The 19,774-nt window shown below is 70.9% G+C and carries 19 protein-coding genes; 16 read left to right on the top strand and 3 right to left on the bottom strand.

What is annotated here, in order from left to right; translation table 11 throughout:
• Window positions 1-108 precede the first annotated feature (108 nt).
• The 10 genes from RGI145_RS13640 to RGI145_RS13595 all read left to right on the top strand — a co-directional run bounded on the left by RGI145_RS13640 (window position 109) and on the right by RGI145_RS13595 (window position 8,770).
• The gene (locus tag RGI145_RS13640; RefSeq protein ID WP_075798789.1) at window positions 109-1,191 is read left to right on the top strand and encodes an extracellular solute-binding protein; all 1,083 of its coding nucleotides are present in this window, start codon (window positions 109-111) and stop codon (window positions 1,189-1,191) included.
• Window positions 1,192-1,205: 14 nt separating this feature from the next.
• Window positions 1,206-2,267: an ABC transporter ATP-binding protein gene (locus tag RGI145_RS13635; RefSeq protein ID WP_156878538.1), complete on the top strand. Its 1,062-nt coding sequence runs from the start codon at window positions 1,206-1,208 to the stop codon at window positions 2,265-2,267.
• Window positions 2,264-3,109, top strand: coding sequence for an ABC transporter permease (locus RGI145_RS13630; RefSeq protein ID WP_075798787.1), 846 nt, complete (start codon window positions 2,264-2,266; stop codon window positions 3,107-3,109). The genes RGI145_RS13635 and RGI145_RS13630 overlap by 4 nt, the downstream gene beginning before the upstream one ends.
• An 11-nt stretch (window positions 3,110-3,120) precedes the next feature.
• Window positions 3,121-3,921: an ABC transporter permease gene (locus tag RGI145_RS13625; protein ID WP_075798786.1), complete on the top strand. Its 801-nt coding sequence runs from the start codon at window positions 3,121-3,123 to the stop codon at window positions 3,919-3,921.
• A 7-nt stretch (window positions 3,922-3,928) separates the two neighbouring features.
• Window positions 3,929-4,597 carry an RraA family protein gene (locus RGI145_RS13620; RefSeq protein WP_075798785.1) on the top strand — a complete coding sequence of 223 codons (669 nt, stop codon included), beginning with the start codon at window positions 3,929-3,931 and terminating at the stop codon, window positions 4,595-4,597.
• A gap of 170 nt (window positions 4,598-4,767) precedes the next feature.
• The gene (locus RGI145_RS13615; RefSeq protein ID WP_075798784.1) at window positions 4,768-5,220 is read left to right on the top strand and encodes a hypothetical protein; all 453 of its coding nucleotides are present in this window, start codon (window positions 4,768-4,770) and stop codon (window positions 5,218-5,220) included.
• A gap of 357 nt (window positions 5,221-5,577) precedes the next feature.
• Window positions 5,578-5,982, top strand: coding sequence for an HNH endonuclease family protein (locus RGI145_RS13610; RefSeq protein ID WP_075798783.1), 405 nt, complete (start codon window positions 5,578-5,580; stop codon window positions 5,980-5,982).
• A 109-nt stretch (window positions 5,983-6,091) separates the two neighbouring features.
• Window positions 6,092-7,771, top strand: a complete 1,680-nt coding sequence (gene ettA / locus RGI145_RS13605; RefSeq protein ID WP_075798782.1) for an energy-dependent translational throttle protein EttA — start codon at window positions 6,092-6,094, stop codon at window positions 7,769-7,771.
• Between the two features lie 101 nt (window positions 7,772-7,872).
• A complete protein-coding gene (locus RGI145_RS13600) occupies window positions 7,873-8,418 on the top strand; it encodes a GNAT family N-acetyltransferase (RefSeq protein ID WP_075798781.1) in 546 nt (181 codons plus the stop codon).
• Between the two features lie 136 nt (window positions 8,419-8,554).
• Window positions 8,555-8,770, top strand: a complete 216-nt coding sequence (locus RGI145_RS13595; RefSeq protein WP_058389708.1) for a hypothetical protein — start codon at window positions 8,555-8,557, stop codon at window positions 8,768-8,770.
• Window positions 8,771-8,863: 93 nt separating this feature from the next.
• Here the strand turns inward: RGI145_RS13595 and RGI145_RS13590 are convergent, their stop codons facing one another.
• A complete protein-coding gene (locus RGI145_RS13590; RefSeq protein ID WP_083671123.1) occupies window positions 8,864-9,493 on the bottom strand; it encodes an MlaC/ttg2D family ABC transporter substrate-binding protein in 630 nt (209 codons plus the stop codon).
• A 303-nt stretch (window positions 9,494-9,796) separates the two neighbouring features.
• On the bottom strand, window positions 9,797-10,654 hold the full coding sequence (locus RGI145_RS13585) for an MlaA family lipoprotein (RefSeq protein WP_083670709.1): 858 nt from the start codon (window positions 10,652-10,654) through the stop codon (window positions 9,797-9,799).
• A 204-nt stretch (window positions 10,655-10,858) separates the two neighbouring features.
• On the opposite strand from RGI145_RS13585, the gene metF reads away from it, so the two are divergent.
• The 5 genes from metF (at window position 10,859) to RGI145_RS13560 (ending at window position 16,957) form a co-directional block, all read left to right on the top strand.
• Complete coding sequence (gene metF / locus RGI145_RS13580; protein WP_075798779.1) at window positions 10,859-11,908, top strand: methylenetetrahydrofolate reductase [NAD(P)H]; 1,050 nt, start codon at window positions 10,859-10,861, stop codon at window positions 11,906-11,908.
• 303 nt (window positions 11,909-12,211) lie between these two features.
• Window positions 12,212-13,189 carry a phosphoribosylaminoimidazolesuccinocarboxamide synthase gene (locus RGI145_RS13575; RefSeq protein ID WP_075798778.1) on the top strand — a complete coding sequence of 326 codons (978 nt, stop codon included), beginning with the start codon at window positions 12,212-12,214 and terminating at the stop codon, window positions 13,187-13,189.
• A 68-nt stretch (window positions 13,190-13,257) separates the two neighbouring features.
• Window positions 13,258-13,755: a pentapeptide repeat-containing protein gene (locus RGI145_RS13570; protein ID WP_075798777.1), complete on the top strand. Its 498-nt coding sequence runs from the start codon at window positions 13,258-13,260 to the stop codon at window positions 13,753-13,755.
• On the top strand, window positions 13,752-16,016 hold the full coding sequence (locus RGI145_RS13565) for an ATP-dependent helicase (protein WP_237183072.1): 2,265 nt from the start codon (window positions 13,752-13,754) through the stop codon (window positions 16,014-16,016). Before RGI145_RS13570 ends, RGI145_RS13565 begins: the two co-directional genes overlap by 4 nt.
• On the top strand, window positions 16,016-16,957 hold the full coding sequence (locus RGI145_RS13560; RefSeq protein ID WP_075798776.1) for a 50S ribosomal protein L11 methyltransferase: 942 nt from the start codon (window positions 16,016-16,018) through the stop codon (window positions 16,955-16,957). Before RGI145_RS13565 ends, RGI145_RS13560 begins: the two co-directional genes overlap by 1 nt.
• 165 nt (window positions 16,958-17,122) lie before the next feature.
• On the opposite strand, the gene RGI145_RS13555 is transcribed toward RGI145_RS13560, so the two are convergent.
• Window positions 17,123-17,470, bottom strand: coding sequence for a DUF1127 domain-containing protein (locus tag RGI145_RS13555; protein WP_037225240.1), 348 nt, complete (start codon window positions 17,468-17,470; stop codon window positions 17,123-17,125).
• A 193-nt stretch (window positions 17,471-17,663) separates the two neighbouring features.
• On the opposite strand from RGI145_RS13555, the gene RGI145_RS13550 reads away from it, so the two are divergent.
• Window positions 17,664-19,457 (top strand): aminopeptidase P family protein, encoded by a 1,794-nt coding sequence (locus tag RGI145_RS13550; protein ID WP_075798775.1) that lies wholly within the window; start codon window positions 17,664-17,666, stop codon window positions 19,455-19,457.
• Window positions 19,458-19,774: the final 317 nt, after the last annotated feature.

Below are 19,774 nucleotides of genomic sequence, written 5' to 3'. Positions count from 1 at the left end.
TACCGGCACCGACGCAGTTGCGAGACGATGGGGTTGCGCATCCCGCCCGTGGTCCGATGCTTGCAGGCGTCCCCCGCAGACCACGACGCGGATTCCCTGGAGAAGCCCATGCGCCTGCCCGGTTCGAGTTCCAGACTGACCCTCGCGCTCTGCCTGTCGGCTCTGGCGGTCTCCCCCGCGGCCCGGGCGCAGGGCACCGCGAAGCCGGGTGGCGAGATGGTGCTCCTCGCCTATTCCGGAGTCTTCAAGGACAATTATTCCCAGGTGGTGATCCAGCCCTTCTCCCAGGCGAGCGGGGTGGCGGTTCAGTATACCGATCCCGGCCTGGGCGGTTCCGCCCAGATGCTGGGCACTTTGCGGGCGCAGAAAGCAGACCCGCAGGTGGATGTGGTGATCATGGATGCGAGCACCGCCGCCGCGGCCTGCGCCGAGGGTCTGGTGGAGCCGCTGACGCCGGAGGCCTTGCCGGTGCTGAACGAGCTGGACGAGCAGGCCCGCAAGGCGGGCAATGGCTGCGGCCCGGCGGTGACCTACGACCATCTCACGCTGATCTACGATGCCGGCAAGGTGAAGCCCGCCCCGACGCGATGGATGGACCTCGCCCGGCCGGAGGCGAAGGGCAAGTCCTCGCTCAGCGCGCCGCCGGACATCCAGGGCATGGCGCTGACCGCCATCCTCGCGCAGAGCGCCTCGGGCGACTGGAAGAACATCGGCGCCGCCATCCCGCTGCTGAAGCAGATCGTGCCGAACGTGCAGACCTTCCAGCCGAGCCCGGATGCCTATTCCATGGTGCTGAGCGGACAGATCGAATACGGCACCGGCTGGAACGCGCGCTCGCAGCTCTATCACGACCAGAGCAACGGCAGGCTGGGCGCGGTGATCCCCGAGGAGGGCACGGCCTTCCAGATCAACACGATCAACATCGTGAAGGGGGCGAAGCACCGGGAGCAGGCCATGGCCTTCGTCAGCCACGCTCTCTCCGCCGCGCCGCAGGCGGCCTTCACCGACCGCATGTTCTATGGCCCGACCAACGCGCAGGCGCAGAAGGACGCCAAGGCGATCGGCCGCACCGCCCTGGCGCCGGAATACCGCAGCCGCATCGTGCCGGTGGACTGGCTGGAGGCGGTGAAGCTGCGCGACAACTGGAACCAGCGCTGGCGGCGCGAGGTGATGACGGCGGCCACGCGCTGATGGCAGCCCATCTGGTGCCCGCTCATTTGGTCTTGGAGCGGCTGACCCGCCGCTTCGGCGCGGGCGGCCCGCTGGCGGTGGATGAGGTGTCGCTGGAGCTGCCCAAGGGGGCGCTGCTGGCGCTGCTCGGCCCCTCCGGCTGCGGCAAGACCACGACGCTGCGCATGATCGCGGGGTTGGAGCAGCCGGATTCCGGCCGCGTCGTGGTGGCGGGGCGCGACGTTACCGCGCTGCCGCCGCACAAGCGGAACATGGGGGTGGTGTTCCAGTCCTATGCGCTCTTCCCGCATATGAGCGCACTGGCCAATGCCGCTTTCGGGCTGGAGATGCGGGGCACCGGGCGTGCGGAGCGGCTGGCGCGGGCGCGCGAGGCGCTGGAGATGGTGGGGCTGGAGGCGCTGGCCGGCCGCAAGCCGCGCGCCATGTCCGGCGGGCAGCAGCAGCGCGTGGCCCTGGCCCGGGCGCTGGCGATCCGCCCCGACCTGCTGCTGCTGGACGAGCCGCTCTCGGCGCTGGACGCCAAGCGGCGGGAGGAGGTGCGCGACGAGATCCGCGCCCTGCAGCAGCGGCTCGGCACCACCGCGGTCTTCGTCACCCACGACCAGGGGGAGGCGCTGGCCATGGCCGACCTCGTGGCGGTCATGAACAACGGGCGGATCGAGCAGATGGCCAGCCCCGAGGAGATCTTCGAGAACCCGGCGACGCGCTTCGTGGCGGGCTTCGTCGGGCGGGCCTCGCGCCTTTCCGGCACGGTGGAGCCGGGCGGGGTGTTCCGCACCGGGGGTACTGCCCTGCCGGTGGCGGGGATGCATGCCACCGGGGCGGCGGAGGCCTTTCTGCGGCCGCACCGGGTGCGGGTGGTGCCGGACGGCCCGGCGCCGGCGGGCACGGTGCTGCTGGACGGGCAGGTGCTGCGGCGGACCTATAGCGGCGAGATCGTCTGGCTGGAGGCCGAGACCTCCGCCGGGCCGGTGCAGGCGGAACTGCCGGCCTATGATCCGGGGGCCGCATTGCGGGTGGGCGACGCGGTGCGCCTCGCGCTGCGGCCGGAGGATCTGCGGGTGTTCCCGGCGTGATCGGCTGGCTGCTGAGCGCGCCGGCCCTGCTGGTGCTGGCGCTGGCCTTCCTCTGGCCGATGCTGGGCCTGTTCCGCATCAGTCTGAACCGTACCGCCGAGACCGGGGCGATGGAGGCGGTCGTCACCACCGAGACCTATGCCAAGGTGACCGGGGACCCCTACTACTGGGGCCTTGCCTGGGACACGCTGGTGCTCTCGGCCGGCGCCGCCGCCATCGCCGCCGCGCTCGCCCTGCCGGTGGTGCTGCTGATCCGCCGCGCCACGCCGCGCTGGCAGGCGCCGCTGGCGCTGATGGCGATCTCGCCGCTGCTGGTTTCCGGCACGGCGCGGGTGGTGGGCTGGCAGGCGATCCTGGGCGATCTCGGCCTGATCAACACGGCGCTGCGGGCGCTGGGCCTGACCGGCGGCCCGGTGCCGCTGATCAACAACTGGACCGGGGTCTGGATCGGGCTGGTGGAGAGCCTGATGCCCTATGCCGTGCTGGTGCTGATCGCCGGCCTGGGGCGGCTCGACCCACGGCTGGAGGAAGCGGCGGCGACGCTCGGGGCGGGGCGCATCCGCACCTTCCTGCGGGTGACGCTGCCGCTCGCGGCGCCGGCGCTGGGCGGGGCCTTCCTGCTGGCGCTGGTGCTGGGCATCTCCGCCTTCATCACGCCGCACCTGATGGGCGGCGGGCGCGTCTTCACCGTGGCGACCGAGATCTTCGATCAGGCGCTCAAGACCGTGGACTGGCCGGTGGCCTCGGTGCTGGCGATGCTGCTGCTGCTGGCCCTGCTGGTGGTGATGCTGCTGCGCGGCGTGCTGACCGGCGTGGCGCGGCGGCAGGAGGACAGGGCGTGAGAGCTCGGGGCATGAGGGGCGTCACGGAACCCGGGCCGCTGCTGCGGCTCTTCGCGTTCTGCGGCTATGCCGTGCTGCTCGCCCCGGCGGTGGTGGTGCTGGTGGTATCCTTCAGCGCCGGGGAATACCTGACCTTCCCGCCACCCGGCCTCTCGCTGCGCTGGTATGCCACGCTGTTCGCCAACGGGCCGCTGATGCAGGCGCTCGGCACCAGCCTCGTGCTCGGCCTGGCCGTCTCGGCGCTGGCGCTGCTTCTGGGCGGGCCGGCGGCCTATGCGATCGCGCGGCTGGATTTCCCGGGCAAGGGCGTGGTCGCCGGGCTGCTGGCGGCGCCGCTGCTGCTGCCGACACTGGTGCTGGGGCTGGGCCTGCTGCTGGCCTTCCAGCCGCTGCGGCTGGTGGCGACCTGGCCGGGGCTGATGCTCGGCCACAGCCTCGTCGCCATCCCCTTCGCGGTGCGGATCATGGTGCAGGCCTTCGCCGCCGTCCCGCGCGAGGTGGAGGAGGCCGCCTGGACTCTGGGCGCCACGCCGCTGCGCGCGGCGCTCCGGGTCACGCTGCCGATCGCCGCGCCCGGGGCCGTGGCGGCGGGAGCGCTGGCCTTCCTGGTCTCCTTCGACGAGACGGTGATCAGCCTGTTCCTGGTGGGGCCGCGCCTGACGACCCTGCCGGTGGTGATGTTCCAGTATGCCGAGACGCGGTCCGATCCGCTGGTCGCGGCCCTGGCCATGGCGCTGATCGCCGTGGCCCTCGTGGTGGTCCTGTTGGTGGAGCGGCTGGTGGGTTTCCAGCGCGCGCTTGCGAAGGAGTGAGATGAGAATGCCGAAATACGTCGTGGAGAAGAGCGCGCCCCAGATCAGCGCCGAAGTCATCGCGCTGCTGGAGCAGACGGAGACCGCGACCGTGGGCCACTGGCGCCACTGGGGCTTCGTGGACCGGGGTGTGCAGCCGCTGCTGCGCCACAAGCGCGTGGCCGGCACGGCGGTGACGGTGCAGATCCCGGGGCCGGATTCCACCCTGCTGCACCATGCGCTGGGCCTGCTGCGCCCCGGCGACATCCTGGTGGTGGACCGGCTGGGCGATGTGCGCCACGCCTGCTGGGGCGGCGGCGTGACCGTGGCGGCCAAGGCCGCAGGCGCCAAGGCCGGCGTGGTGGACGGGCCCTGCACCGACCTGGAGGAGGTGGAGGCCAGCGACTTTCCCCTGTGGTGCCGGGGACAGGCGCCGATCACCACACGGATCTACGACCTGGGCGGGCGGCTGAACGTGCCGGTCGCCATCGGCGGCGTGGTGGTGATGCCGGGCGATGCGGTGCTCTGCGACGAATCCGGCGTGCTGGTGCTGCCGCCCGCCGAGGCCGAGGCCGAGGCGCGCGAGGCGATCACCCGGCAGGAGCGCGGGATGAAGACCCAGGCGCGGGTCGCGGCGGGCGAGAAGCTCGGCGAGATCAGCGGCGCCACGGCGAAGGTGCTCGCCGGGCTGGGCTGAACCCCCGCCGGCCCCGCCCGGTGTCCTACGCGGGCGGGGAACGGTGGTGGCGCGGGGTGGCGGCAATCTTTCCGCGACCTTTCCGAGACGTCACGAAACTGTCTCACCGCGTGAGAGCTTCCTGTCGCGATACCGGCCCCGACAAGCCGGCGAGATGAGGGAGTTCAGCCATGTTCATGCGCAACGCAATCCTGGGTCTGGCCGCGGCCGGGCTGGTCTCGGCGGCCGTGCCGGCCTTCGCGCAGACGGCGGATGGCACCCCCGGCAACCCGCCGGGCACCGCCGCCAGCCGGGCGGTGGACCGTGCCGCCGGGACCAACACCTCGGGCGCCTATCCGTCCCAGTCCGACGGCACGCCGGGCAATCCCCCGGGCACGGCGGCCAGCCGGGCCACCAAGCGCGCCACGGATGGCACGACGACGCGGCGGGGCAGCCACCACACCACCGGCACCAGCACCAAGCGGCATTCCAGCAACCCGCCGGGCACTGCCGCCAGCAGGGCAGTGGACCGGGCCGCCGGGACCAACACCTCGGGTGCCTATCCCTCCCAGTCGGACGGCACGCCGGGTAACCCGCCAGGCACGGCGGCGAGCCGCGCGCTGGGCACCACCAACAGCCGCTGAGGCGCCCTCCCGGCCCAGACCGGTTAGGGGGAGGGGATATCGATCCTCTTCCCCCTTCTCACGGGTGCGCGGCATGGAGGCGTGCTCCCCGGGACTTCCGGCCGATCCCCGGGGCCTCGTGGTCCCGCTCCGCCGCGCCCCTAAACTTCCGCTTCGCCAGGACGCTGCGCGCCCTGGACTCCCTATCGTCAGCGTCCGTTGCCGCCTGATCGGGTCGGGAAGCATGACTACCCGGCGGCTGCCGATGAGGCCGGCGCGCACAGGCCTCCTCTCCGGGGCAGCCGGTCTCCACGCCGGGACCGTGCCACGCGGACCGGACATGACGCGCCGTCTTCCAGCGCGCGGCAGGCGCCCCATATGACGCCGGTGCCACGCCGTTCGCGACGCGCCAACCCCTCGGAGCGACAGCACCCGCCACCCGGCCCAGCGCTGGGAGAGGAGCCCGTCTGCGCCCTGTGCCTGCGGCCGATCCCCGCCCAGGCGCGGTCCAGCCGCCATCACCTGATCCCGCGCCTCAAGGGCGGGACGCACAAGGGGACGGTGCGGCTGCACCAGATCTGTCACAGCGCCATCCATGCCCGCTTCAGCGAGGCGGAGCTGGCGCGGCACTTCTCCGATCCGGAAGCACTGCGGGGCGAGGCGCGGCTGGCGGATTTCCTGCGCTGGATCGCGGGGCGGCCGCCGGATTTCCACGCGCCCACCCGCATCCCGCGGGGTGCCGGCCGGAGGGGCGATCCCTGCCGCAGCGGGCGGCGGCGCTGAAGCCTGACGATCCGCGATCCCCGCCGATGATGCCGATGCTCGACGATGCGGGGCCGAGCCGGTAGAACCGGCCGCAAATCCTTCCACGTTCTGCCTGAAAGACCGCGCCATGGCCGCCTACCAGTATGTCTATGTGATGAAGGATCTCACCAAGTCCTATCCGGGCGGGCGCGAGGTCTTCAAGGGCATCACGCTGAGCTTCCTGCCCGATGCCAAGATCGGCGTGCTGGGCCCGAACGGCGCCGGCAAGTCCACGCTGATGCGCATCATGTCGGGGCAGGACAAGGAATATGGCGGCGAGGCCTGGGCGGCCGAAGGCGTCCGCGTCGGCTATCTGAGCCAGGAGCCGCATCTCGATCCGGACAAGACCGTGGGCGAGAACGTCATGGGCGCCTTCGCCGCGGTGCAGGCCGACCTCGCGCGCTTCAACGAGATCTCGATGAAGTTCGCCGAGGAGATGACGGACGACGAGATGAACACCCTGCTGGCCGAGCAGGCCGAGCTGCAGGAGCGCATCGACGCCGCCAATGGCTGGGAGATCGACCGCACCGTCGAGATCGCGCTCGACGCGCTGCGCTGCCCGCCCTTCGACAGCCCCGTGACCAACCTCTCGGGCGGCGAGCGGCGGCGCGTGGCGCTGTGCAAGCTGCTGCTGGAGAAGCCGGAGCTGCTGCTGCTCGACGAGCCGACCAACCACCTCGACGCCGAGAGCGTGAGCTGGCTGGAGAAGACGCTGCGGGAATATCCGGGCGCGGTGCTGGTGGTGACCCACGACCGCTACTTCCTCGACAACGTGACCAACTGGATCCTGGAGGTCGATCGCGGCCGCGGCATCCCGTACCAGGGCAACTACTCCTCCTATCTGGAAGCAAAGCGCAAGCGGCTGAAGCAGGAGGAGAAGGAGGAGAGCTCCCGCCAGCGGCAGCTCGCCGAGGAGCAGGAGTGGATCGGGCGCAGCCCCTCCGCCCGCCAGGCCAAGAGCAAGGCGCGCATCCAGGCCTATGAGGAGCTGCTGCTCAGGAGCCAGGACAAGGCGCCCGACCCGACCGAGATCCAGATCCCGCCCGCGCCGCGCCTGGGCAACACGGTCATCGTGGCCGAGGAGATCCGCAAGGGCTTCGGCAACCGGCTGCTGATCGACGACCTGAGCTTCAAGCTGCCGCCCGGCGGCATCGTCGGCGTGATCGGCCCGAACGGCGCTGGCAAGACCACGCTGTTCAAGATGATCACCGGCGTGGACCAGCCGGATTCTGGCAAGATGATCGTCGGCGAGTCCGTGCAGCTCGGCTACGTGGACCAGAGCCGCGACAGCCTGGATGACAAGAAGACCGTCTGGCAGGAGATCTCCGAAGGCCAGGACATGATCACCATGGGCAAGCGGTCCGTGCCTTCGCGCGCCTATTGCGCCGCCTTCAACTTCAAGGGCGGCGACCAGCAGAAGCCGGTGGGCGTGCTGTCGGGTGGTGAGCGGAACCGGGTGCATCTGGCGAAGATGCTGAAGAACCCGCACAACGTGCTGCTGCTGGATGAGCCGACCAACGACCTGGACGTGGACACGCTCCGCGCGCTGGAGGAGGCGCTGCAGGACTTCGCGGGCTGCGCGGTCATCATCTCGCACGACCGCTGGTTCCTGGACCGGCTGGCCACCCACATCCTGGCCTTCGAGGGCGACAGCCACGTCGAGTGGTTCGAAGGCAACTACCAGGCCTACGAGGCCGACAAGAAGCGACGTATGGGCGCCGCGGCCGACGAGCCGCACCGGATCAAGTACCGGCCCCTCACGCGCTGAGCGCGTGGGGGCGGGTTCCCGTCCCCCTTCCGGCGAGCCCCCCGCCCCGTCGCCCATCCGGGCCGGGGCGGTGGGGCCGGCCCCATGGTGTCACGACGACGATGTTCCATTCCTCCGATTCCCTGCGGCTGTCCCGGCTGGTCCGGACCCCGCGCCTCCTGCTGCTGCCCGTGGGCTGGGAGAACCTGCCCGAGCTGACCGCCCTGAAGGCGGATGAGCGGGTCTTCGCCATCATGCTGCACGGGGTGCGAAGCCCGGAGCGCACGCGGGAGGAGATGGAGGACGACATCGACTTCTGGACCGTGCGCGGCTACGGCACCTGGTGCGTCCACCGGCAGGAGGACGAGGCCTTCCTGGGCATCGCCGGGCTGATGGAGCGGCCGGACGGACGCGGCGTGGCGCTGCGCTTCGCGCTCTGGCCGGAATGCCGCGGCCATGGCTATGCGCGGGAGGCCGGTGCCGCTGCCCTGGCCTTCGGGCACCGGGCGGGGCTGGAGCGGATCATCGCCGTGGCGCGGGAAACCAACCAGGGCTCGCGCGCCGTGCTGACGGATATCGGCATGGTCCCGGTGGACAGCTTCATGAACAAGGGCCACCGGATGATGGTCTATGAGAGCCGCCGGGGGGACGAGCAGAAGCCCGGCTAAACCTGCGACGGCAGCACCCAGCGCCGCGTGAACACGCGCTTGTGACATGGCGAAGATGCCGTTCGGATCGCTTAGCGAACGGAGCGACGCGCCGGCCCCAGGGGTCGGCATTCCCCTGCTCCCCTAGGAGACGAGGATGTACAAGCCCTTGGTGATCGCGGGTTGCCTGATTTCGCTCGCTGCCTGTAGCGGCCCCGACCGCCCGATGCCGCAGGCCGACCGCTCCCCGCGGGACAGCCTGAACAACAACTTCAACCCGACCACGCAAGCCATGCCGGGTGCCACGCCGCGTGACGACAGCAGCAGCGGCTCCCAGGCGCGCGGCGGGCCGGGGACAGGCGCGATCCGCTGAACCGGGCTTCCACCCGGAAGACCGAGCCTTTCCGGCAAGATCCGACCCGGTCGGGAAGGGCCATGGCCTTCCCCGACCGGAAAACGGCCTGCCTCAGCGTCCTTCCTGGGCCTGGAGCTGGGCGATCTGCTGCTTCATGGCGTCCAGCAGGGCGGCGACGCGGCCACCGTTGCGGCTGATCACCGAGGAATACTCGGAACGCTGCGTCAGGCGCAGGGAGGCGCCCTCCGCGATCACGTCCACGATCTTCGGCTGGCCGCCGACCTCGCTCACCCGCCAGTCGAGGGTGAAGGGTGCGGTGTTGGGACGCTCGATGATGGTGTTCACCAGCACGTCGTCCTCGGTGCGCTGCTGCGCGCGGCCCAGCGAGAAGCGGACGCCCTGGTACTCGCCGAAGCGGGCGGACAGGTTGCGGATCAGCGTCTCCTCGAAGAGGCGCATGTATTCCTGCTGCTCCGCCGGGCTGGCCTGGCGCCACCAGCGGCCCAGGATGAAGCGGCCGACGCCCTGGATGTCCACAGAGCGGCGCAGGATGGCGGCCACCTGCTGGCGGCGCTGGGCCACCGCGGCATTGGCGTTGATCGCCGCCACCAACTCCTGACCGGTGCTCTGGATGAAGGCGGTGGCGCGGCCCGGGTCCACGGACTGGGCCAGCGCCGGGTGGCGGAGCGCCAGTGCCGCGGGCAGGGCCAGAGCGGCCAGGAGGAGCGGGCGTCGGGTCATGGGGCTCGTCATATCGTCTTCCGCGGTTCTATGTCGGCCGGTGAGGGGTTCCAGGCCAGGGGCTGGTTCCCGGGGTTCCGGCGCCGGTGTCCCGGACGGCCTCGCGGGCCGGACCTGTGGCCCGACGGGGCCACGCGGTCCGGGCCGCCTGCCCGGATCTGTGGGTAAAGCGGTGATCGGACCGAGGGTTTGCCATCCCTTGGCATGTTCTTCCAGAGGCCCCACCGGAGCCCCCTGGCGGACATGACCCAAGGGATGGCCGCGGGGGGATAGCCAGGGATGGCGTCCGGGCCTCAGCCTTCCTCAGTTCGCGGGCAGGCGGGAGGGCGGGGCCGGCTCGCTCTTGTCCAGGCTGGGCGCGGCGCCGGGGATGCGGGTTCCCACGCCGAAGCCGGTGCTCGCCGCGCCCGGATTGGCCGGGCCCGGCGCCGGGGCGGCGCCGGTGGACGCAATCGCCGCGTTGCGCTGCTGGCGATAGCCGGAGCGGTAGGTCGCATAGGGGTCGAGGCTGGTGCGGTTGACGGAATCGATCGTGTCCATCAGCCGCTCGCGCGTATCGAGGCCGGACAGAACCGGGATGCCATAGTCATAGGCATAGTTCAGCCCGTCCGAGCCGAAGGTCAGGTAGGTGAAGGGATTGGCGGCGATGCCCGCGCCAAAGCCTGTCAGGTCGCGCGGATTGGTGGGGCCGAGCAGCGGGATGAAGAGATAGGGCCCCTCGCCGACCCCGGCCTTGCCGGCGGTGAGGCCGAAATCGGCCTCGTGCGCGGGAAGCCCCATGCTGGCGGCGACGTCGAAGATGCCGCCGATGCCGACCGTGCTGTTCAGCATGAAGCGGGTCAGCGTGTCGCGGGCGCGGCCGACCTCACCCTGGATCACGTCGTTGATGAAGATGACGGGCGATTTCAGGTTGCCGAAGGCGTTGTGCAGCCCGTTGCGCACCGGTTGCGGCAGCACGGCGCGGTAGCCCAGGGCGGCGGGGCGCAGAGCATACTTGTCGATGCCCTGGTGGACGTCGAACATGGTGCGGTTGAAGGGCTCGATCGGATCGTTGGTCTGCCGGAACTCCGCGACCGCCTCCGGGTCGGACGGATCGGGGCGCGTGGCGCAGGCGCTCATGCCCAGAACCAGCGTGATAGCCAGAAGGCGGAAGGAACGCATTGTCGCGGACAGACTCCGATAGGGCATCATGGATCATCCGCCATATCACCGGGGCGGCGAAAGGACGAAGCGCATCCCGGACAAGATATCGCGACAGCGTGGTGGTTCCGGTTGGTGGTTCCGGCCAGGATTGTCCCGCCGAAAAACCGCCGGAACCAAAAAGGAGACGGTGCCACCCGGGAACGGACAGGCTATGAGGGGCGCATGAACCATGTCGCGACCCCCGGTGCCGGCGCCTCCGGTGCCGGCCCAGGCCTTGAACCAGGCGCCAATCCGCTGGGCCGCTGGCTGACCGGGCCGCGTTTCGGCGCGCTGCCGGCCCCGGCGGCGCTGCCCGCCCCGGCCCTGTCCTTCGAGTTCTTCCCGCCGCGGACCGAGGCGCTGGAGAACCAGCTCTGGGCCTGCATCCGCCGGCTGGAGCCCCTGGCGCCCCGATTCGTCTCCGTGACCTATGGCGCGGGCGGCACCACCCAGGCGCGGACCCATGCCACCGTGTCGCGGATCGTGCGGGAGACCGCGCTGACCCCGGCGGCGCACCTGACCTGCGTCGGCGCCTCGTGCGGCGAGGTGGACGAGGTGGCGCGGCAGTACTGGGATGCCGGGGTGCGGCACATCGTGGCGCTGCGCGGCGACCCGCCGGCCGGGGCCTCCGACTATGCGCCGCATCCGCAGGGCTATGCCTATGCGGCGGATCTGGTGGAGGGGCTGCGCCGGATCGCGCCCTTCGAGATCTCGGTGGCGGCCTATCCGGAGACGCATCCTTCGGCATCCTCCGCCGAGGCGGACCTGGACAACCTGAAGCGCAAGATCGACGCGGGCGCGACCCGGGCGATCACCCAGTACTTCTTCGATACCGAGACCTTCCTGCGCTTCATCGACCGGGCGCTGGCGGCGGGCATCTCCGTGCCGATCGTGCCGGGCATCATGCCGGTCTCGAACTTCAACCAGATGCGCAACTTCTCCGCCCGGATCGGTGCCTCGGTGCCGGACTGGATGGCGGCGCTGTTCGAGGGGCTGGACGACGACATCGAGACCCGCCGCATGGTGGCGGCCGTGGTGGCGGCGGAGCAGGTCCGGCTGCTGCAGGCCAATGGCGTGGACGAGTTCCACTTCTACACGCTGAACCGGCCTGACCTGACCTATGCCATCGCCCATATCCTGGGCGTGCGGCCAACCCGGCCGGCCGAGCCGGCAAGCGAATCCGGTGTGGCAGAGGAAGGCAAGGCCGAAGCGGCCAGCCGACAGGTGGGCTAGGCGGGCGCCTGAACGGGACGCGCGTGGCAGGCTCCCCCCCCGGGGGGTGGCCACGTCACCGGCAGGGCGAAGCATCCCCGCCAGTACCGTATGCGGTGAAAACCATCCTGCCCGGCGGGCCGGATGGAGAAGATCCTGCCGGGATCGTCAGGTCGGTCTTCCCCTGGTCCCTCTCATGGGCCGGGCGGGGCGGGTGGCACCCGTCATGACGGGCATTGCCCTCCTGCCCGGCGCCGGGGCATAGCCGCACATCACTTCCCCTGCCGCCGGCGGGGGGCCCTCTCTCCGGGGACGAGACCAGGCATGGATCTCTCAGAACTCGCCGCGCACGCGCAGCAGACCCTTCGCGATGCGACCATTCCGGAACTGCCGAACCACTATCGCGGCAAGGTGCGGGACAATTACGACCTGCCGGACGGCAAGCGCATCATCATCGCGACCGACCGGATCAGCGCCTTCGACCGCATCCTGGCCGCCATCCCCCTCAAGGGGCAGGTGCTGACGCAGACGGCGCGCTACTGGTTCGAGGCGACGCGCGACATCTGCCCGAACCATGTCGTCGAGTACCCGGACCCGAACGTGGTGGTGGGGCGGAAGCTGTCCATCCTGCCGGTGGAGGTGGTGGTGCGCGGCTATCTCGCCGGCACGACCGGGACCTCGATCCTGACGCTCTACAAGAAGGGCCAGCGGCGCATGTACGGGCATGTCCTGCCCGACGGGATGCGCGACAACCAGAAGCTGTCCGAGCCAATCATCACGCCCACCAGCAAGGCCTTCGACGGCGGGCATGACGAGCCGCTGACGGCGGAGGACATCGTCGGTCGCGGACTGCTGTCGAAGAGCCAGTGGGAGACGCTGACCGAGTATGCGCTGAAGCTCTTCGCCCGCGGGCAGGAGCTGGCGCGGGAGCGCGGGCTGATCCTGGCGGACACGAAATACGAGTTCGGCACGGACACGGATGGCAACATCGTGCTGGCCGACGAGATCCACACGCCGGACAGCAGCCGCTACTGGCTGCTCGGCTCCTACCGGACGCTGTTCGGCAAGGGGGAGAAGCCGGAGAGCTTCGACAAGGATTTCGTGCGCAACTGGGTGGTGGCGCGCTGCGACCCCTACAAGGACGAGATCCCGGAGATCCCGCAGGAGGTGATCCTGGAGACCGCCGCCGTCTATGTCCGGGCCTTCGAGATGATCACCGGACAACGCTTCCAGCTCCCGCCCCAGGGCGAGGACGTGCTGGCGCGGGTGCGGCGGAACCTCGCGGGGTATTTCCCGAAATAGGCCGGGCGGGCGGCGAGGGGGGCGGGGCTTCCTCGACCGCGTTCCCCTGGCGTTCTATATCCTGTGGCGTGCGCCCCGCCCTTCCGCTCCTCCTCGCCCTGTTCCTCCTGGCCGTCGCGGCACCCGCCCGCGCCGCCTGCAATGATCTGCCCGCCCCCGGGGTGGACTGGCGGCGCTGCCTGCTGGACGGCCGGGACCTGCCGGAGGCCGACCTGACGGGGGCGGTGCTGCGCGATGCCAGCTTTTCCCGCGCCAACATGGTGGGGGCGGTGCTGCGGGGGATCGACGGCCAGCAGGCCCGCTTCGGCTCGGCCCTGCTGAGCCAGGCGGATCTGGGCGGAGCCAACCTGCGCCGTGCCGACTTCACGCGGGCGATGCTGGACGGCGCGAAGCTGAACGGGGCAGACCTGCGGGGCGCCCGGCTCTTCCGGGCCGATCTGAGCGGCGCGGACCTGACGGGCGCGGTGCTGGACGGGGCGGACTTGTCCTCCGCCATCCTGGACGGGGCGCGCTGGACCGATGGCACGCGAATCTGTGGGGCCGGATCGATGGGACGCTGCCAATGAGCGACAGCCGCGACGTGATGCCCATGGCGGGTGGCGGGCTGCGGGACCTGCCGGAGCCCGACTATCTCGGCAAGCTGAACCCGGAGCAGCGGGCGGCGGTGGAGACGGTGGACGGGCCGCTGCTGGTGCTGGCCGGGGCGGGGACGGGCAAGACGCGCGTGCTGACCACGCGTTTCGCCCATATCCTGATGACGCGGAAGGCCTTCCCCAACCAGGTCCTGGCGGTGACCTTCACCAACAAGGCGGCCAAGGAGATGCGGGAGCGTGTCTCCCATATCCTGGGCCGCCCGGCCGAGGGGCTCTGGCTCGGCACCTTCCATGCGCTCTGCGCCCGGATGCTGCGGCGGCACGCGGAATATGTCCGCCTGACCTCCTCCTTCACCATCCTGGACACGGACGACCAGCTCCGCCTGCTGAAACAGGTGATGGAGGCGGCGGGCGGCATCGACCAGAAGCGCTGGCCGGCCCAGGGGCTGATGGCGGTGATCCAGCGCTGGAAGGACCGCGGCCTGACGCCGGAGCGAGTGACGCCGGCGGAGGACAGCGACTTCGCCAATGGCCGCGCGCGGCAGCTCTACGAGGCCTACCAGTCCCGGCTGCGGGACCTGAACACGGTCGATTTCGGCGACCTGCTGCTGCACATGACGGAGATCCTGCGCACCCAGCCCGACGTGCTGGCGCAGTACCACCGCAGCTTCCGCTACATCCTGGTGGACGAGTACCAGGACACCAACACGGTGCAGTATCTCTGGCTGCGGCTGCTGGCGCAGGGGCACCGGAACATCTGCTGCGTGGGCGACGACGACCAGTCGATCTACTCGTGGAGAGGCGCGGAGGTGGAGAACATCCTGCGCTTCGAGAAGGACTTCCCCGGTGCGAAGATCGTGCGGCTGGAGAGCAACTACCGCTCCACGAAGCCGATCCTGGCCGCCGCCGCCGGGCTGATCGCGAAGAACGAGGGCCGGCTCGGCAAGACGCTCCGCCCCGGCCGCAACGACGCGGAGGGCGAGAAGGTCCGTGTCGTCTCGCTCTGGGACTCCGAGGAAGAGGCCCGCATGGTCGGCGAGCGCATCGAGCAGGCGCAGCGCGACGGGATCAGCGCGGGCGAGATGGCGATCCTTGTGCGCGCCGGCTTCCAGACGCGGGCTTTCGAGGAGCGTCTGATCGTGCTCGGCGTGCCCTACCGCGTCGTGGGCGGGCTGAAGTTCTACGAACGGGCCGAGGTGCGCGACGCCATGGCCTATATGCGCATCCTGCACCAGCCGAGCGACGACCTGGCCTTCGAGCGCATCGTCAACACGCCGCGCCGGGGCGTGGGCGACAGCGGGCTGCAGCACATGCATGTGGCGGCGCGCGAGCAGGGCATCCCGCTCGCCGTGGCAGCGGAGCAGCTCGCGCGCACCGATGCCTTCCGCCCCAAGCCGCGCGCGGCGCTGCGCGAGCTGTTCGACGGCTTCAGCCGCTGGCGGGAGATGCTGGCGCGCGAGGGGCATGTGGTGACGGTGGCCACCATGCTCGACGAGAGCGGCTACACGGAGATGTGGAAGCAGGACAAGTCGGCCGAGGCGCCGGGCCGGCTGGAGAACCTGAAGGAGCTGCTGCGCGCGATCGGGGAGTTCGAGAGCCTCGCGGGTTTCCTGGACCATGTCGCGCTGGTGACCGAGAACGACGAGAACGCCTCGGAGGCCAAGGTCTCCCTGATGACGCTGCACGCGGCGAAGGGGCTGGAATTCGACCTCGTCTTCCTGCCGGGCTGGGAGGAGGGGCTCTTCCCGCACCAGCGCGCGCTGGACGAGGGCGGCACCAAGGGTCTGGAGGAGGAGCGGCGCCTCGCCTATGTCGGCATTACCCGGGCGCGGAAGCTCGCGGTGATCAGCCATGCCGCGAACCGCCGGATCTATGCCAACTGGTCGGCCGCCATCCCGTCGCGCTTCCTGGACGAGTTGCCGCGCGAGGCGGTGGAGGTCGAGGGTTCCTCGGCGATGCAGCGGCAGCGCATGGCGACGGCGCCCAGCGTCTTCGCGCATGGTCCCATCAGCGCCGGACGGCCACGGATCATGGAGGCCAAGCTCTCCGAGAAGGGGGCCTGGGAGGTGCAGGCGCGACCGGCGCGCAAGGATGCCATGACCGTCGGCACCCGCGTCTTCCACCAGAAATTCGGCTACGGACGCGTGACCCGGGTGGAGGATGACCGCCTGGACGTGGATTTCGAGAAGACCGGCAGCAAGCGCGTGCTGGACCGTTTCGTGGAGCGCGCCTGATGAGCAGCGAGACCGCCATCCAGCAGAAGCCCGGCCATTGGCCGACCCAGGGCAACACGCGCTGGGCCATTCCGCTGGAAACGCTGGTGCTGACCGGCATCCCGGACGAGGCGGTGCCCTATTACGAGGCGGCGCTGGAAAGCCTCTGCCGCACCGTCGGCTATTTCCGCGAGCCGCCGCTGGAGGAGACCTGGCGGTTGGAAGGCGTCTGGGAGCAGAACGGCGACGAGGCGGCGCTGAGCGCGGCGCTGGCCCTGGCGGCGGCGGTCTCGGGCTTCGACGCCGGCGTGCCGGAGCGCCACCCGACCGAGGCGGAGGGCTGGCTGGCCCGCACCGTGGAGGCCTTTCCGGAACAGGATCTCGGCCGGCGATTCACGATCCGCCCCACGCACCTGCCGAATCCGCGGGAGTGGGACCGGCTGGTGCTGCGGCTCGATGCGGGGCTGGCCTTCGGCTCGGGCGAGCACGAATCCACCCGCGGCTGCCTGCTGGCCTTCGAGGCCGTCGCCCACCGGAAGCCGCGTCGCATCCTGGACCTGGGCACGGGCTCGGGCATTCTTGGCATGGCGGCGGCGAAGCTGCTGCACCGGAAGGTGCTGGCCACGGATATCGAGCCCTGGTCGGTCCGCGTCGCCGCCGAGAACGGGGTGATGAACGGGCTGCGCGGGCTGTTCCGGGCGGAGCTGGCGGATGGCTGGCGCGATCCGGTGGTGCGGAACGGCCGCTACGACCTCGTCTTCGCCAATATCCTGGCGCGGCCGCTCTGCGCCATGGCGCGCGACCTCGCCACGCATCTGGCGCCGGGGGGCACGGCGATCCTGGCCGGGCTGCTCGGCACCCAGGTGCGGATGGTGCTGGCGGCGCATCGCCGCTGCGGGCTGGTGCTGGAGCGGCGGATCGACCTCGGGGCGTGGTCCACCCTGGTTCTGCGGAAGCGCTGAGGGCGGCCCGTCCTGTGCCGCAACGGGCAGGGCAGAATTTTTCTGGCGCTGGCGGGCAGGCACAAAAAAAGGGACGGCAAGCCGTCCCTTTTCACCATGGCTGGCGAAGTTCCATGTGGAAAACGCAAGCCTGTGATCGGCGGGAGACCCGCCGGCTCCGTGCCTTCAGGCCGCGGCGCGCTTGCCGCCGAAGTCGTTGGCCGGGCGCGACACGGGCGCGCGGGCAGCCACCTGCTCCTGCTGCGACATGCGGTCGAACAGGTGCGGGATGTCGGCGCGGGTCAGGCCGATATCGGCCAGCTCGCGATCCGTCAGCTCCTGCAGCTCGGCCATGGCGCGACGGCGCTGCAGACCCTCGGAGAGGCGCAGGGTCAGGCTGCGGAACCAGCGGCCGATCCCGCTGTCGCTCTGCTGCAGGGCCTGCTGGCGAAGGGCCTGGATGCGCTCGGCCTGGGCGTTGGCGGGCATCGGCATCATCAGGGCGGCTTCGGTCTGGTTGATCCGGGTATTCATGACTAGCGTTCCTTTCGCGGCGCGGTTCGTGGCTGTGGGTCGTTGTGACTTCGACTCGCTTCGCCGTGCCGCGCTTGATGCAAAGCAACATAAGCGCGCCCGCCGCTTTTGCTCGTGCGGATCTGGCTGCTGAGATATGCGTTCAGGTCATGAAATAGGAGTGAAACATGTCGTTTACGAAGGTCGCGGTCTCGTGAGCGCAGGCACCGGCACCGGGGCGTTCCCGGCGGCCCGGCTGGAGGCCCTGCGCCGGAACCTGGCCGCTCTCGGCGTGGAGGGCTTCGTGGTGCCGCGCTCGGACGAGTATCTGGGCGAATACGTGCCGGGCTCGGCGGAGCGCTTGGCTTGGCTCACCGGCTTCACGGGTAGCGCCGGGCTGGCCATCGTCCTGCCGGAACGGGCAGCGGTCTTCACCGACGGGCGCTACACCACCCAGGTGGCGGCGCAGACCGACCCCGCGCTCTGGGAGCGGCGCCACATCACTGAGGAACCGGCGGCGGACTGGCTGCGGGAGCATGCGAAGGGCCGGCGCGTCGGCTACGACCCCCGGCTGATGCCGGAATCGGCGGTGGAGAAGCTGGCGGCCTCGGGTGCCGAGCTGGTGCCGCTGGACGGCAACCCGCTGGATGCCGCCTGGGGCGCCGACCGCCCTGCGCCGCCGATGGCCCGGGCCGTGCCGCAGGCGGCGGAGCATGCCGGCCAGGGCGCGGAGGAGAAGCGCGAGGCGGCTGCCGCGGCGCTGCGGGCTGCGGGCGAGGATGCGGCGGTGCTGGCCGACGCGCACAGCACCGCCTGGCTGCTGAACATCCGGGGCGGCGATCTGGAGAACACGCCGCTGGCGCTGTCCCAGGGCCTGTTGCGGGCGGACGGGACGGTGGACCTGTTCATCGCCCCGGCGAAGGTGGACGAGGTGCTACGCGGGCATCTCGGCAATGCCGTGGCGCTGCGGATGCCGGAGGAATGGCCGGAGGCGCTGCGTGCGCTGGCGGGCAAGCGGGTGCGGGTCGATCCCGACCTGACCCCGGCCTGGTTCGCCATGCGGCTGCGCGAGGCGGGGGCGACCGTGGTGACGGGGGAGGATCCGGTGCGCCTGCCGCGGGCGCGCAAGAACGCGGTGGAGCAGGCGGGTGCCCGGGCGGCACATGCGCGGGACGCTCTGGCGCTGGCGCGTTTCCTCCACTGGTTCGCCGGGGAGGCGCCGCGGGGCGGGCAGACCGAGATCACGGCGGCCGGGAAGCTGCTGGAATTCCGCCGGGCGCTGCCGCTGTTCCGGGCGGAATCCTTTCCCGCCATCTCCGGTGCCGGGCCGAACGGGGCGATCGTGCATTACCGGGTGACGCCGGAGACGGACCGGGCGATCGGGCGGGACGAATGCTACCTGATCGACAGCGGGGCGCAGTTCCCGGACGGCACCACGGATGTGACGCGCACCCTCTGGACCGGGCCGGGCGAGGCCCCGGCGGAGTTGCGGGAGCGCTATACGCGGGTGCTGCGCGGCCATATCGCCCTGGCCACGCTGACCTTCCCCAAGGGGGTGGCGGGGCCGCATCTCGACGCCATCGCGCGGCGGCCGCTCTGGGATGCCGGGATGGACTACGACCATGGCACGGGGCACGGCGTGGGCTCCTTCCTTTCGGTGCATGAGGGGCCGGTCGCCTTCTCGCGGGCGGCGAAGCCCGTGCCGGTCGAGGAGGGGATGATCCTGTCCGACGAGCCGGGCTTCTACCTGCCCGGAGCCTATGGCATCCGCATCGAGAACCTGCTGCTGGTGCGTTCGGCCGGGCAGGGGGTCTCCGGGCGGCCCTGGCTGGGCTTCGAGACGCTGACGCTGGCACCTTATGAGCGGCGGCTGATCCTGCCCACGCTGCTGACCCCGGCGGAGCGGGAGTGGGTGGATGTCTATCATGCCCGCGTGGCGTCGGAGGTGGCGCCGGGCCTGGAGCCCGAGGTGGCGGCCTGGCTGCGACAGGCCTGCGCGCCGCTCTGAGCGGGGGAGGGCGTGCCGTCCGGCCCGGCGATACGCCGCCGGGCGGCTTGCACCCTCCGGCGGCAGGGTCTAACCCTGCTGCACCGCAAAATCGGGCTCCGGCCGGTTCCGGCATGTTTCGTGCCTGTCCTTGCCGCATGAGGCCAGAGGGATCACCAGGCCGATGTAGGCTGCGCTCGCAACAACGACATGCTTCGACCCGTCGCACATGGTGCGGCGGCCCATGATCGCCTGTTGCGAGCGAAGGCCGGGGATCGGCGGGGAAGTCCGGGCCAGGGGCGCGGATGGTTCCCGGCCGTCCTCCGCATCCCGCGCGT

This window comes from Roseomonas gilardii (genome assembly GCF_001941945.1).
GTDB lineage: Bacteria > Pseudomonadota > Alphaproteobacteria > Acetobacterales > Acetobacteraceae > Roseomonas.
This window is presented reverse-complemented; position numbering and strand designations above follow the sequence as displayed.

Coding starts and splice junctions, on each gene's coding strand:
- RGI145_RS13640 (WP_075798789.1), top strand. CDS start 109: ATGCGCCTGCCCGGTTCGAGTTCCAGACTGACCCTCGCGCTCTGCCTG.
- RGI145_RS13625 (WP_075798786.1), top strand. CDS start 3,121: ATGAGGGGCGTCACGGAACCCGGGCCGCTGCTGCGGCTCTTCGCGTTC.
- RGI145_RS13620 (WP_075798785.1), top strand. CDS start 3,929: ATGCCGAAATACGTCGTGGAGAAGAGCGCGCCCCAGATCAGCGCCGAA.
- RGI145_RS13615 (WP_075798784.1), top strand. CDS start 4,768: ATGTTCATGCGCAACGCAATCCTGGGTCTGGCCGCGGCCGGGCTGGTC.
- RGI145_RS13610 (WP_075798783.1), top strand. CDS start 5,578: ATGACGCCGGTGCCACGCCGTTCGCGACGCGCCAACCCCTCGGAGCGA.
- ettA (WP_075798782.1), top strand. CDS start 6,092: ATGGCCGCCTACCAGTATGTCTATGTGATGAAGGATCTCACCAAGTCC.
- RGI145_RS13600 (WP_075798781.1), top strand. CDS start 7,873: ATGTTCCATTCCTCCGATTCCCTGCGGCTGTCCCGGCTGGTCCGGACC.
- RGI145_RS13595 (WP_058389708.1), top strand. CDS start 8,555: ATGTACAAGCCCTTGGTGATCGCGGGTTGCCTGATTTCGCTCGCTGCC.
- RGI145_RS13590 (WP_083671123.1), bottom strand. CDS start 9,493: ATGACCCGACGCCCGCTCCTCCTGGCCGCTCTGGCCCTGCCCGCGGCA.
- RGI145_RS13585 (WP_083670709.1), bottom strand. CDS start 10,654: ATGCGTTCCTTCCGCCTTCTGGCTATCACGCTGGTTCTGGGCATGAGC.
- metF (WP_075798779.1), top strand. CDS start 10,859: ATGAACCATGTCGCGACCCCCGGTGCCGGCGCCTCCGGTGCCGGCCCA.
- RGI145_RS13575 (WP_075798778.1), top strand. CDS start 12,212: ATGGATCTCTCAGAACTCGCCGCGCACGCGCAGCAGACCCTTCGCGAT.
- RGI145_RS13565 (WP_237183072.1), top strand. CDS start 13,752: ATGAGCGACAGCCGCGACGTGATGCCCATGGCGGGTGGCGGGCTGCGG.
- RGI145_RS13560 (WP_075798776.1), top strand. CDS start 16,016: ATGAGCAGCGAGACCGCCATCCAGCAGAAGCCCGGCCATTGGCCGACC.
- RGI145_RS13555 (WP_037225240.1), bottom strand. CDS start 17,470: ATGAATACCCGGATCAACCAGACCGAAGCCGCCCTGATGATGCCGATG.